This window comes from Actinoplanes sp. DH11, assembly GCF_020873875.1.
Classification (GTDB): domain Bacteria; phylum Actinomycetota; class Actinomycetes; order Mycobacteriales; family Micromonosporaceae; genus Actinoplanes.
Map to the genome: position 1 here is coordinate 60,035 of NZ_JAHWGU010000033.1, position 12,354 is coordinate 72,388.

At 69.9% G+C, this 12,354-nt stretch carries 11 protein-coding genes; 5 read left to right on the plus strand and 6 right to left on the minus strand.

Annotated features, from left to right (window positions below; genetic code table 11):
- Positions 1–10: 10 nt before the first annotated feature.
- From LPA41_RS34650 to LPA41_RS34665, 4 genes are all read right to left on the minus strand, one after another.
- Positions 11–685: a class II aldolase/adducin family protein gene (locus tag LPA41_RS34650; protein WP_229075452.1), complete on the minus strand. Its 675-nt coding sequence runs from the start codon at positions 683–685 to the stop codon at positions 11–13.
- A gap of 118 nt (positions 686–803) precedes the next feature.
- Positions 804–1,181 (minus strand): helix-turn-helix transcriptional regulator, encoded by a 378-nt coding sequence (locus LPA41_RS34655; protein ID WP_014440216.1) that lies wholly within the window; start codon positions 1,179–1,181, stop codon positions 804–806.
- 853 nt (positions 1,182–2,034) lie between these two features.
- The gene (locus LPA41_RS34660) at positions 2,035–3,018 is read right to left on the minus strand and encodes a hypothetical protein (protein WP_229075453.1); all 984 of its coding nucleotides are present in this window, start codon (positions 3,016–3,018) and stop codon (positions 2,035–2,037) included.
- 327 nt (positions 3,019–3,345) lie between these two features.
- Positions 3,346–4,902, minus strand: coding sequence for a hypothetical protein (locus LPA41_RS34665; RefSeq protein WP_229075455.1), 1,557 nt, complete (start codon positions 4,900–4,902; stop codon positions 3,346–3,348).
- Between the two features lie 348 nt (positions 4,903–5,250).
- Between LPA41_RS34665 and LPA41_RS34670 the strand changes: the two genes are divergently transcribed.
- Complete coding sequence (locus LPA41_RS34670) at positions 5,251–5,427, plus strand: hypothetical protein (RefSeq protein ID WP_229075456.1); 177 nt, start codon at positions 5,251–5,253, stop codon at positions 5,425–5,427.
- A gap of 40 nt (positions 5,428–5,467) precedes the next feature.
- Here the strand turns inward: LPA41_RS34670 and clpB are convergent, their stop codons facing one another.
- The gene (gene clpB / locus LPA41_RS34675) at positions 5,468–8,056 is read right to left on the minus strand and encodes an ATP-dependent chaperone ClpB (protein ID WP_229075458.1); all 2,589 of its coding nucleotides are present in this window, start codon (positions 8,054–8,056) and stop codon (positions 5,468–5,470) included.
- A gap of 129 nt (positions 8,057–8,185) precedes the next feature.
- Here clpB and LPA41_RS34680 point away from each other — a divergent pair, with 129 nt between their 5' ends.
- From LPA41_RS34680 to LPA41_RS34695, 4 genes are all read left to right on the plus strand, one after another.
- A complete protein-coding gene (locus LPA41_RS34680) occupies positions 8,186–9,403 on the plus strand; it encodes a sugar efflux transporter (protein WP_229075459.1) in 1,218 nt (405 codons plus the stop codon).
- Between the two features lie 69 nt (positions 9,404–9,472).
- A complete protein-coding gene (locus LPA41_RS34685) occupies positions 9,473–9,970 on the plus strand; it encodes a cation:proton antiporter regulatory subunit (RefSeq protein ID WP_229075461.1) in 498 nt (165 codons plus the stop codon).
- A gap of 65 nt (positions 9,971–10,035) precedes the next feature.
- Positions 10,036–11,187 (plus strand): cation:proton antiporter, encoded by a 1,152-nt coding sequence (locus LPA41_RS34690; RefSeq protein WP_229075492.1) that lies wholly within the window; start codon positions 10,036–10,038, stop codon positions 11,185–11,187.
- Positions 11,188–11,373: 186 nt separating this feature from the next.
- A complete protein-coding gene (locus LPA41_RS34695; RefSeq protein ID WP_229075463.1) occupies positions 11,374–11,820 on the plus strand; it encodes a hypothetical protein in 447 nt (148 codons plus the stop codon).
- A gap of 75 nt (positions 11,821–11,895) precedes the next feature.
- Here LPA41_RS34695 and LPA41_RS34700 read toward each other — a convergent pair whose 3' ends face one another.
- On the minus strand, positions 11,896–12,336 hold the full coding sequence (locus LPA41_RS34700; RefSeq protein ID WP_229075465.1) for a heat shock protein transcriptional repressor HspR: 441 nt from the start codon (positions 12,334–12,336) through the stop codon (positions 11,896–11,898).
- Between the last annotated feature and the right edge of the window lie 18 nt (positions 12,337–12,354).

Consider the following 12,354-nt stretch of genomic DNA (forward strand, 5'->3'; position numbering starts at 1 on the left):
CAGGACCGGCCTAGACCGAGACCGCTGTGGAGCCGGACAGCCGGTCCAGGAACTGCTCCGGGCAGTCGCGCAAGTTTTCCAACCGGCCCGCCGTCAGCGCCCGGTAGGTCAGGGAGGCGGCTTCCTCCAGGTTGCGGGCCCGCTTGTGGGCCAGCTCGACGGAGTCACCCATCACCACACAACCGTGCTGGCTGAGAACCAGGCAGTCGGTGCCGTCCGCAGCCATCGCCGCGGTCAGCGACGCCAGCTCCGTGCTGCCGGGCAGCCGGAACGGGACGGTGGAGACCCGCCGCAGGTAGTAAGCATGATCGGTGGTGACGATCCGGATGTGCTCGCCGAGCGCGTCCAGCAGCAGCGCCGTCTGCGGATGCAGGTGGACCACCGCGTTGACGTCCGGCCGGGCCCGGTAGAGCGCGAGGTGCAGCGCCAGCTCGCTCGTCGGCTCGACCCGCGGCTGCGGCACCGAGCCGATCGTCACCGGTGCGCCGTCCGAGATCCGGACGGACGCGAACGAACTCCGGTTCAGCCGGTCGAGCCAGGAACCACTCGCAGTGACCCAGACGGCGTCCTCGTCGGGGATCCGGGCGGACAGATTGCCGCCCGAACCACACACAAGACCCGCCTGCACCACGTCGTAACCCACGTGCGCGAGCTGTTCACGCAAGTCGCCGGGGACGTAGTTCACCCGTTCCTCCTCAGGTCCGCCCAAGTCCTCTTCGGGTCCGCCCAAGTGGACTGGGATGAAGTCCTCGGCCTGGCGTCACGCCCCCATGCTTCAGTGACGCCAGGCGTTTCCCAACGGATCAGCGGGCCTTCTTGGTGGCCCGCTTGCGCGGCGGGGTGAGCAGGTCCGCAATGGTCGCGATTGCGGTCGGCACCAGGCGGTAGTACGCCCAGACACCGCGCTTCTCGCGCTCCAGCAGACCAGCCTCCGTCAGGATCCGGAGGTGGTGGCTCACCGTGGGCTGCGAGAGCCCCAGGGGAGCCGTGAGGTCGCAGACACACGCCTCGCCATCCGTCGCGGACTGGATGAGGCTCAGCAGCCGCAGCCGGGCCGGGTCGGCGAGTGCCTTGAGCACTCCCGCCAGCCGCTCGGCGTCGGCGCGTTCAATCGGCTCGCCGGCAAGCGGCGAGATTTGAGGCATTGTCATTTCCGCCAACGCAGTTCCCACGATCTCCATCCTTCCACCAACTGCATCGATTCTCCTGCATGTGTGCAGGAACGAACCGGCTAACTTTCGGGCCGTAAGGCCGAGATCGCCCGCCGGGTCGGCCGACCGGTGAGGCGCTCCGGCAACCCGCACCGCCCCAGCTTCCGGCCGTCCTCGACCACGACACCGACTTCGGTCTCTGCCTCCTGCAACGCCTCAGCCGCCATCTGGTCGCTACCTATCCGTGTCGAGCTCTCGATCCCCGTCTCCGGAGTGAGGCGGGCCACATTGTCAATTCGTCGATTGTTTCGGTTCACCGATCTCGGACGATGACCCGCAACAGAACGCATCCAGACCATCACGCCGCACTGCGCGATCTTTTGGTAGCCACACTCCGAACCCAACAGCTCACGACCCGATGAAAGCACGACGCCACGCTGCGCGACGGCCATTCAGTGATGAATTTACGCAGGTCTTGCCGTGCCGTCATGACATCGAGCGTACTGGCTGGAAGGAAACCGGAATCTTTCGCCCCGCCGGGGCGGAACGGAACTATTGACCCAGGGCTTTGCCGGGCTCTGTAAAGAAGGTTTACCGATCGTCCATCGGCGCTCGACCTTTCCACGGACCATAGACGCTGCTCAAAGAAGGTAACGTCGCCACGGTACCTCCGCGCACCTCAGGATCACCTGGTGGCTGCGCTGTGAGACTGCTGTGAGGGTTCGGAATCACGTTTGCCCGTCCAGGCGAAAACACGCACCGGTCGGCCGATCTCCATCTATCCGGACAGCCGATCGGGTGACGCCCGCAGAAACGCACCGTACCCGTTCGAGTGACCCACAGTCGTCGATGCCGGACCGGATAGGGTTTGTTACTGGCCGGTTCAGTCCGAAGGTCGTGACCAGTACTCGTCTTCCGGCCTCGGCGCGGGCTTCTCCATCACCGACTTGTGATCCCCTTCGGACGGACTTTGATCCGAACGCGGGTATTGATCCGGAGAATGTGGTCCAGCCCACGGTGATGATGTGACGGGAGACTCACTCGATGGGTATACGGGTCCGTTCCCGCCGTCACCCTGATTCCACATCGCTCCCGCCGAGCCCGGGCCGCCGGCTGCCCACGGTCCGCCCGATGCCGCCGGGCCGCCGGTCGCCCACGGTCCGCCCGATGCCGCCGGGCCGCCGGGGTGGCCTAGTGCGCCGGGCACGCCCGCCGGGGTGCCGCTCGTGGGGTGCCAGGGTGCCGCTCCGGCCGTACCCCAGGAATTTCCTTCCGCGCTCCTTGCCGCAGCCGCGCCGCCGAAGAACGCGCGCGGGGTGAGGAGCAGGAGGAAGGCGACCAAGATGTACGCGATGACCTGCGCCACCGCCACCACGGCGTTCAAGCCGATCCAGCCGCCCGGATAGGCGTCGTTCAGAGCGAAACCCAGCGACCCCGGCACCGCGTCACCGGACTGCTGGGCCCCGATCGCCGCGACCGCGCCGCAACCGCCCAGCACACCGAGCACGCAGAGCCCGAGCGTGACACCCCAGGCCACCCGGCTGCCCCGCCGCAAACCCAGGCCGAGCACCACGAACAGTGCCACAACGAGCACCGCCACCACCGCACCCACTGCGGAGACGAGCCAGACGACCGCGATGAAGTTCTCCGCCAGCTCGGACCCGGCAGTGGCGTCCCGGAACCGTCCTACCGTGCCCGGCGTCACCGCGACCATGCTGACCGCGTAGGCCAGCCCCGCCACCGCCATGGTCCAGAGCAGAGCGACCGCAACAGTGATCGAAGCCGGTCGGGCTGCGGGCCGGGGCGGCGCGGGGTACTGATTCTGCGGCGGCGAGGCCGGTGAGGGTGGCTGGGCGACGTACGACATCGATGGGCTCCCGCAGTGGTCGGCTGGCCAAAACCTACCGCCTGCAGCGGGGGAAAGTGGGCGGACTGCCCAGGGTGCGCGGACAGGTGGCTACCGGTCACCGGCGGGTCACCGGCCGTCCGCTCACGGGGACCCGTGCGGCCGCGCGGCCCGGGCCTCGGCGAGCACATCGCGCAGCCGGTGGGACGAGCAGGCGCAGGGTCGGCCCAACCAGCGGCGCGCGGGTACCGCCCCGACCCGGCGGCAGCCTCGTCCGGTCCGGGGGGCGGCCTCTGTGTTCAAAAACGGACCGGCTCGTCCTTTGCAGGCGAGCCGGTCCGGTGTTCGTCAGGCCGGGTCGTCCGGCCGGCGCTGCGGTTGGTCGCTTCCGGGCTGGTCGGAGGCCTCCCTACCGGGAACCGCAGGCGAATCCCCGGCCGGAAAAGCCGCCGGCAGATCGCCAGGTGATTGGCCGGCGGCAGCAGCCGGCGGCTGATCCAGCGGCTCGGCCGGTGTCCGGTCCGTGGCCGGCGGCGGGGCCCAGGGGTCACTCGGCGGCTGGCTGGCGGGCGGACCGGCGAGTGCCGGCGAACCGCCGGGTGCGGCGTCCGAACCTGCCGGCGGGAAACCCGGCACCGTGGAATCGCTCGGTGCGGGGAAGCCCGGTGCTGCAGGCCCGGTCTGCGGGTAGTCCTGGCCCGCCTGCGGCGAAGAAGCCGGCAGGCCGAATGCGGGCGGTGCGGATGCGGGCGGCGCGGATGCCGGCGTGTGGGTTCCGGTCTGGCCGGGGTACGGCGGAAGCCCCGGCGCCGGCTGCCCGGGCTCACCGTATTGCTCGGGTGACCCGAGGTGGCTCGCCTCGCCCGGCTGGCCGGGATGCGGCGGGAACTGTCCAGGCGCGGGGAACGCCGGCCCACCCGGATAGGGCTGCTCCGGGAATCCGGGCCCGCCGGGATAGGGCAGTCCGGCGAAGCCAGGTCCGCCCGGATAGGGCTGTCCAGGGAACCCGGGTCCGCCGGGATAAGGCTGTCCGGGGATTCCAGGCCCGCCCGGATAGGGCTGCCCAGGGAACCCAGGCCCACTCGGATAAGGCGCCCCGGAGAACGGCGCGGGGCCAGGCTGCCCCGGGTATGCCGGCCCGCCCGACAACGGCTGGCCGGTCACGTCAGGCGCCGCGTAGGGCGACGCCTCGGAACCGTGAGCGCCGGCCGGCGGCCCATAAGGACCGGCAGGCCCGTAGGCGGCAGGGCCGTAGGCACCGGGATGACCAGGCATCCCCGGGTACGGCTGCCCGTACGACGGTCCGCCGTAAGGGCCCGGATATCCCCCGTACCCCACACCTCGCTTGCGGAAGAACGCGTTCGACGCCGGCAACGCCAGCAGCACGATCACGGCGAGCAGCGCGCCCACGGTGAGCAGGGTGAGCGCCCAGAGCGCCGGGTCGTACCAGCCCGGCAAGGACTCCGACACCTGGGCTTCGACCTGGCTGTCGCTGGGGACGCCGGCCCCTTCGGCGGTGACCGCACTGCCGGCCGCGTTGGTCAGGCTGAGCGCGTTGCAGCAGAGTCCGATGCCGGCGAAGACCCAGGTGGTGATCCGGGAGGCGTTGTGGCCGCGGCTGTTGAAGAACGACAGCACCGCCAGACCGATGGCGATCACCCCGTACATCAGGGCGATGACGACCATGACAGCGGTCGTGGCGGCCTCGACGTCGATGCCGGTCCCCGCGTACGCGTCGTTGTAGGCGTCACGCGCCCCGCCCAGGGTGAGCAGCGTGATGAGTGCGCTCGCCAACTGCAGGAAAGCTACTCCGTAGAGCAGGAACGACGAGGTCGTCACGACACCGGGCCGCCGTGGACGCGCGGCCGGTGCCGGGTTTGGGGTGGGATATATGGGAACGGTCACACTGCCCTCCTCTAGATCCATTTACGGTATCGGTCGGAGGCCATCTACCGCGACCGCGCCTCACGGTCTGCGACGGTGTGGCAGCATCGGGCGACGATGGTCCGAAAAACCCGCAAACCGTCGCTCTTTCGGGGGGCGACACCCTGCGACACGCCCGCCTACACTTCGATGCCGTGGCGTCCAGCTGGCAGCAGAGATCTCCGGCGGACCGCCTTGCCCGCACGAGTCGCCCGCCCCGCGCAGAGCGCGCCGGGGCCGTGGCAGACCGGCTTCAGGCACCCATCCCATCAGGCCGGCCGCGTGACCGCACCGCGGCGGCCCCAGATCTGACAAGGACCGGTGAGTCCCATGCCCCACGCCGACACCCTGACCGTCGTCCACCATGACGACACCCGGACCCGCTTCAAGGACGTGCGATATCAGCTCCACCGCAACGGGATCAGAATCTGGTCCGCGGACGGCGAGCACGCCATCACGGACATTCTGATGACACACGCCTACCGGCAACGGGGAGCGGACATCTGAAAATGACAGGGGCCCCGGGGAAACCCGGGGCCCCTGTTCGTCAGGCGCCGCGCCGGACGGTGAGACCGTCCTTGTTCTCGTTCAGCGTGACCTGCACGAGGTCGCCGTCCCGGATGTCGCCGCCGAGCAGCGCCTTGGCGAGCAGGTCGCCGATGGTGGACTGCACCAGGCGCCGCAGCGGCCGGGCGCCGTAGATCGGGTCGTACCCGTGCTCGCCCAGCCAGTCCACCGCCTCGGGCGCCACCTCGAGGTCGAGCCGCCGTTCGGCGAGTCGGCTGCGCAGCCGGCCGAGCTGGATGTCGACGATCGCGGTGAGGTCGGCCTTGGTGAGCGCGTGGAAGACCACGATGTCGTCGAGCCGGTTCAGGAACTCGGGCTTGAAGTGTGCCCGCACGGCGGCGAGCACCTCGTCGCGGCGTTCCTCGTCGCCCATCGTGAAGTCGGCGTTCGCCGAGCCGAGGTTCGACGTGAGCACCAGGATGGCGTTGCGGAAGTCGACGGTCCGGCCCTGACCGTCGGTGAGCCGCCCGTCGTCGAGCACCTGGAGCAGCAGGTCGAAGACGTCCGGGTGGGCTTTTTCCACCTCGTCGAGCAGGACCACGCTGTACGGGCGGCGACGCACCGCCTCGGTCAGCTGGCCGCCCTCCTCGTACCCCACGTAGCCGGGCGGGGCACCGACCAGCCGGGCCACCGAGTGCTTCTCGCCGTACTCGCTCATGTCGATGCGGACCATGGCCCGCTCGTCGTCGAAGAGGAACCCGGCCAGCGCCTTGGCAAGCTCCGTCTTGCCGACACCGGTGGGGCCGAGGAAGAGGAAGCTGCCGGTGGGGCGATCCGGGTCGGCGATGCCGGCCCGGGCCCGGCGGACGGCGCTCGCCACCGCGGCCACCGCCTCCTGCTGGCCGATCACCTTGGCCTGCAGCGACTCCTCCATCCGGAGCAGCTTGGCGGTCTCGCCCTCCATCATCCGGCCGGCCGGGATGCCGGTCCACGCGGAGACGACCTCGGCGATGTCGTCGGCGCCGACCTCCTCCTTGACCATCGGCGGCTCGGATTTCTCGTCCTCGGCCTCGGAGGCTTCCCGGATCCCCTTCTCCAGGGCCGGAATGATCTCGTAGAGCAGCCGGGACGCCTCGAGCAACTCGCCGTCGCGCTGGGCGCGCTCCTGGGCCGCCTTCGCCTCGTCGAGCCGCTTCTTCAGCTCACCGACCCGGTTCAGGCCGCTGCGTTCGCGTTCCCAGCGGGCGGTGAGCGCGGTCAGGTCCTCCTCGCGGTCGGCGAGGTCGCGCTCCAGTTTCTCCAGCCGGGCCACCGAGGCGGGGTCGGTCTCCTTGCCGAGCGCGAGCCTCTCCACCCGCATCCGGTCGACCTGGCGCTGAAGCTGGTCCAGCTCGACCGGCCGGGAGTCGATCTCCATGCGCAGCCGGGACGCGGCCTCGTCGATCAGGTCGATCGCCTTGTCCGGCAGGAACCGGTCGCTGATGTAGCGATCGGAGAGGCTGGCCGCGGCGACCAGCGCGGCGTCGGTGATCTGCACGCGGTGGTGCGCCTCGTAACGGCCCTTGAGACCGCGCAGGATGCCGATGGTGTCCTCGACCGTCGGCTCGCCCACCACGACGGGCTGGAAGCGGCGCTCCAGGGCCGGGTCCTTCTCGATGTGCTCGCGGTACTCGTCGAGGGTGGTGGCGCCGACCATCCGCAGCTCACCGCGGGCCAGCATCGGCTTGAGCATGTTGCCGGCGTCCATCGAGCCCTCGCCCTTGCCGGCGCCGACGACCGTGTGCAGCTCGTCGAGGAACGTGACGACCTGCCCGTTGGATCCGCGGATCTCCTCGAGAACGCTCTTGAGGCGCTCCTCGAACTGGCCGCGGTACTGCGCGCCGGCGACCATCGCGCCGAGGTCGAGCGAGACCAGCTTCTTGTCGCGCAGGGTCTCCGGCACGTCGCCGGCCACGATCCGCTGGGCCAGGCCTTCCACGATCGCGGTCTTGCCGACGCCCGGCTCACCGATCAGCACCGGGTTGTTCTTGGTACGCCGGGAGAGCACCTGCACCACCCGGCGGATCTCCGCGTCCCGCCCGATAACCGGGTCGATCTTGCCGTCCCGGGCCAGCGCGGTCAGGTCGACGCTGTATTTCTCCAGCGACTTGTAGGTCTGCTCCGGGTCGGCGGTGGTGACCCGCCGCTCCCCACCGCGCACCTGCGGGAACGCGGCGACCAGCGCCTCCTCGGTGGCGCCGGCGCTCTGCAGTGCCTGACCGACCGCACCGCCGACCCGGGCCAGGCCGGCCAGCAGGTGCTCGGTGGACACGTATTCGTCACCGAGCGGCTTGGCGATCAGGTCGGCCGAACCGATGGCGTTGACGAACTCCCGGGAAAGACTGGGCTCCGCGGTGCTGGCGCCGCGCGCGGACGGCAGCTGTTCGAGCGCGCGGGCGGCGGATCGGCGGATGTCCGCGGGATTGGCCCCGACCGCCCGCAGCAGCGCGGTCGCGGTCGAGCCGCCGGTGTCGAGCAGCGACAGCAGCATGTGCCACGGCTCGACCGTGGCATGCCCGCGGCTGCCGGCGTCGGCGACCGCGGAAGTGATCACTTCGCGGCTCTTGGTGGTCAAGCGTTCGGTGTTCATCTGCTCCCCTGATCGATTCCCAACCAAAGACTTGAGCGTATGCAACTCAACTTTAGCGCGTGCCGGAAAACGGTGACGACCACCACCGGTAGGGGGCCCGAACAGGTAAGAACCCGTAACGTACGAGCTGTGTCGCTGCCCTCCCTGACGCGACGGCTCTTCCCGCTAGGCCTCGTCTTCCTCACCTCCGGCATCGCCACCGCCGTGGTCGGTCCCTTCCTCGGGCTCTTCCTCAGCACCGCGGTCGACGCCAGCCCGGTCCAGGTCACCGTCTTCCTGATGGTGGCCTCCCTCTCCGGCGTCGCGATGTCCTGGGCGATCGGCCGGATCTCCGACCGCCGCCCGATGCGACGCCTGCTGCTTGTCGTCGCCGCCCTCGCCGGCTGCGTCGGCACCGGTCTCACCGCGGTCGTCCGCGACTACTGGGTGCTGCTCGCGCTCACCGCGACGGCGACGGCGATCGCCGGGTCGCTCTACCCACAATCGTTCGCGTACGCGAGACAGGTGCTCCAACGCGACGATCCGAGCCGGGCCGCGATGGGAATCAGTACCCTGCGCACGGTCTTCTCGATCGCCTGGGTCGGCGGTCCCACGCTTGCGGCGTTCCTGCTCGAGGCCGGCGACTTCAGCTGGGTCTACGGCGCGGCCGCCCTGATGTACCTGATCGCCGCGCTGGTGGCGATCCGCTGGTTGCCGGAGATGGAGGCGCCGGCGTCACCGCGCGCGGAGGACGGACCGGTCTCCTCCCGGGCGCCGCGGGTGCTCATCCCGATCCTGGTCGGGTTCACCCTGCTCCAGACGGCGATGGTCCTCGGCGTGCAGGCGATGCCGCTGTTCACCAGCACGGAGCTGAACGGCTCGATCGGCGACGCCGGCCTGATCCTCGGGCTCTGCGCCGCCCTGGAGATCCCGCTGATGCTGGGCTTCGGCTGGCTCTCCACCCGGGTGCCGCTCCGCGTCATCATCCTGGCCGGCACGGTCTGCGCGGTGATCTACCAGGCGCTGGCCCTCAGCGCCACGTCGATCTGGATGCTCACCGCCGCCCAGCTGCCGAACGCGCTGTTCATCGCCGCGACGTCGGGCCTGGGCATCTCGTACGTGCAGGACATGATGCCCCGCTTCCCGGGGCGGGCCACCACCATGTTCACCAACACCTTCCCGATCGGGAACATCCTGGCCGCGCCGCTCTTCGGCCTTTCCCAGCAGTACGGGTTCCGCCTCGCGTTCGGCCTGAACCTGGGACTCTGCGTGCTCGGGCTCGTGCTGCTGGCGCTGGCCCGGTCCCGCCCGGCCGACACGCCGCAACCGACCAACTTCGATCAAGAGAAGGCCACTGAACAGGCGTAATGCCCTCCTACCGGTGCCCGAGTCGGTTTCCGGGCCGATACCGGCCGGTTGCGGGTTACCGTTGGCGTCGTGCGTGTTCGGGTGGAACAGACTCCGCTGCCGGGAATCGGCGTCCGCCATGATCTGGTGACCTCCTCCGGCCGGACGGTCGGGGTCGTGTCCCACCGCAACGGCCGCCGCGACCTGGTGCTGTACGACGTCGACGACCCCGATTCCAGCCTGGCCTCGATCCCGCTCACCGACGACGAGGCGGAGGCCCTCGCCGACGTCCTCGGCGCGTCCCTGATGCTGGGTCAGCTCGCCGGTCTCCGGCAGCAGGCCGCCGGCCTGCTCACCGAGCAGGTCGCGCTTCCGGCCGGTTCGCCGTTCGTGGGCCGGCGCCTGGGCGACACCCGCGCGCGCAGCCGGACCGGGGCCTCGATCGTGGCGGTGCTGCGCGACCGGGAAGTGATCGCCTCCCCGGAGCCGTCGTTCCGGTTCGACTCCAACGACGTGGTCGTTGCGGTCGGCACCCGGGAGGGCCTGGACGGCGTCACCGCCATCCTGGCCGGCAACGACGACGGCTGAGTACCGTGCATCACGACACGACGATCCTGCTCATCGAGATCGGCGCGCTCCTCTTCGGCCTGGGCATGCTGGGCCGCATCGGCCGGCGGTTCGGCCTCTCCCCGATCCCGCTGTACCTGCTGGCCGGTCTGGCCTTCGGGCACGGCGGGGTGGTGCCGCTCTCGGCGAGCGAGGAGTTCATCGGCGTCGGCGCCCAGATCGGGGTGGTGCTGCTCCTGGTCATGCTGGGCCTGGAGTACTCGGCCGGCGAACTGGTGGGCAACCTGCGCGCAGCGGCGCCCGCCGGCCTGATCGACATGCTGCTGAACGCGCTGCCCGGCGCGGCGTTCGCGCTGCTGCTCGGCTGGGGCTGGGAGGCCGCGCTGGTGCTGGCCGGCATCACCTGGGTCTCGTCGTCCGGTGTGATCGCCAAGGTGCTCGGCGACCTGGGCCGGGTCGGCAACCGGGAGACTCCGGTGATCCTCTCGGTCCTGGTGATCGAGGACTTGGCGATGGCCTTCTACCTGCCGATCGCCACCGCGGTGCTGGCCGGGGCCGGCCTGATCCCGGGCCTCACCACGCTCGGCGTCGCGGTGGTCACGGTGGTGGCGGTGCTGGTCGTGGCCATCCGGTACGGCGGGGAGATCAGCCGGTTCATCTCGGTCAAGGACCCGGAGGCGCTGCTGCTCAGCGTCCTCGGCCTCACCCTGTTCATCGCCGGGGTGGCCGGCGAGCTCAAGGTCTCCGAGGCGGTCGGCGCGTTCCTGGTCGGCATCGCGCTCTCCGGGCCGGTCGCGCACCACGCGACGCAGATGCTCTCGCCGCTGCGTGACCTGTTCGCCGCGGTGTTCTTCGTCTTCTTCGGGCTGGCCACCGACCCGGCCGACATGCCGGCGGTGCTGCTGCCGGCGTTCGGGCTGGCGGTGCTGACCATGCTGACCAAGGTGCTCACCGGTTACCTAGCGGCGAAGCGGGCCGGCATCGCGCTGCCCGGCCGGCTGCGGACCGGCCTGGCGCTGATGCCGCGCGGCGAGTTCTCGGTGGTGATCGCGGGCCTCGCGGTGGCGTACGGCGTGGACCCCCGGCTCGCGCCGCTCGCCACCGCGTACGTGTTGATCACCGTGGTGACCGGTCCGATGCTGGCCCGGCTACCCGATTACCAGTGGTTCAAGAAGGCGGTCCGGCGGCGGATGGTGGCGCAGGTGGAACGCGCCCAGCGGCCGGCGGCGACGGAGTGACGGGCGTCTCCACGGGGAGCGCCCAAAGTTACTGTCCAGTATCTGAATGTGAAGCCTTGACACTTCCGCTGAAACATTGAGCACGCTACCGTCTCGGGGCGACGACTCTGAGTATTGGGACGTCCGACACCTGTGACCGGCGGAGACGCCGGTCACCTGCTGTGGACGCATGAGTGAGGCGGCGGCGTGAGCGTGCGTGAAGCAACATTCTTCGGATTCGGGAATCCGGTCGATCCCCGGCCGGACGAGCTTCAGGCGTGGGCGTACCACCCTGAGACGGTCCCACTGAACACCATGCCGCGCGACTGGGATCTGCTGATTTCCGGCGACGTGCTCGGCCCGACCCTGTTCGAGCTGGCCATGGACCGGCAGTGCCCGGCGCGGCGATTCGCACAGCACTGCATGTACATCTACGCCGCGGACGGGGTGCGGCAGAACGCGAGCGGGCAGCGCAAGCGCCGACTGAAGAAGTTCGTGGAGCGCGCGGAAGAGGTCGGCGACGAGCCGATGCAGATCTGGGCGCACAACTGCCGGGTGCTGATGACGCGGCCCGAGCTCTTCGACCACCACGACTGGATGGAGGGCGGCCTGGTCCGTCATCCGCGGCGACTCGGCCTCTTCAACCGGCGCTGATGAATTGACGCTCGGTAAGCGGTAAATAACTACAAGTAGTAACGGCGGCCACTCGATGAGGGCCGCCGTTTCTGCTTACCTGTCCGGTGAGCGGCGTGGCCGCCACACCACCAGGGCCGTCGAGTGGTTCTCCTGACGCACCAGGTCCCGACCGGCGTAAGGGCTGCGCATCGCCTCCATCCGGGCCATGCGCGTGTACGCCTCCTCGAGCTCCTGCTCCAGCTCGGCGATCCGGTGCTGGAGGTCGCCGACGAGCTGTTCGAGCCCGATGATCCGCTTGATGCCGGCCAGGTTGACACCGTCCTCCTGGCTGAGCCGCTGCACCTCCCGGAGCAGCGCGACATCGCGCTCGCTGTACCGCCGGCCACCGCCGCCCGCCCGTCCCGCCTGCACCAGACCGAGACGGTCGTACTGCCGGAGGGTCTGCGGGTGCATCCCGGCCAGCCGGGCGGCGACCGAGATGATCAAAACCTTCGCGTCGGAGGCTTCCGTCGAGATGTGGATCTCTTCATACATGTGCCACCTCCCGTGAGG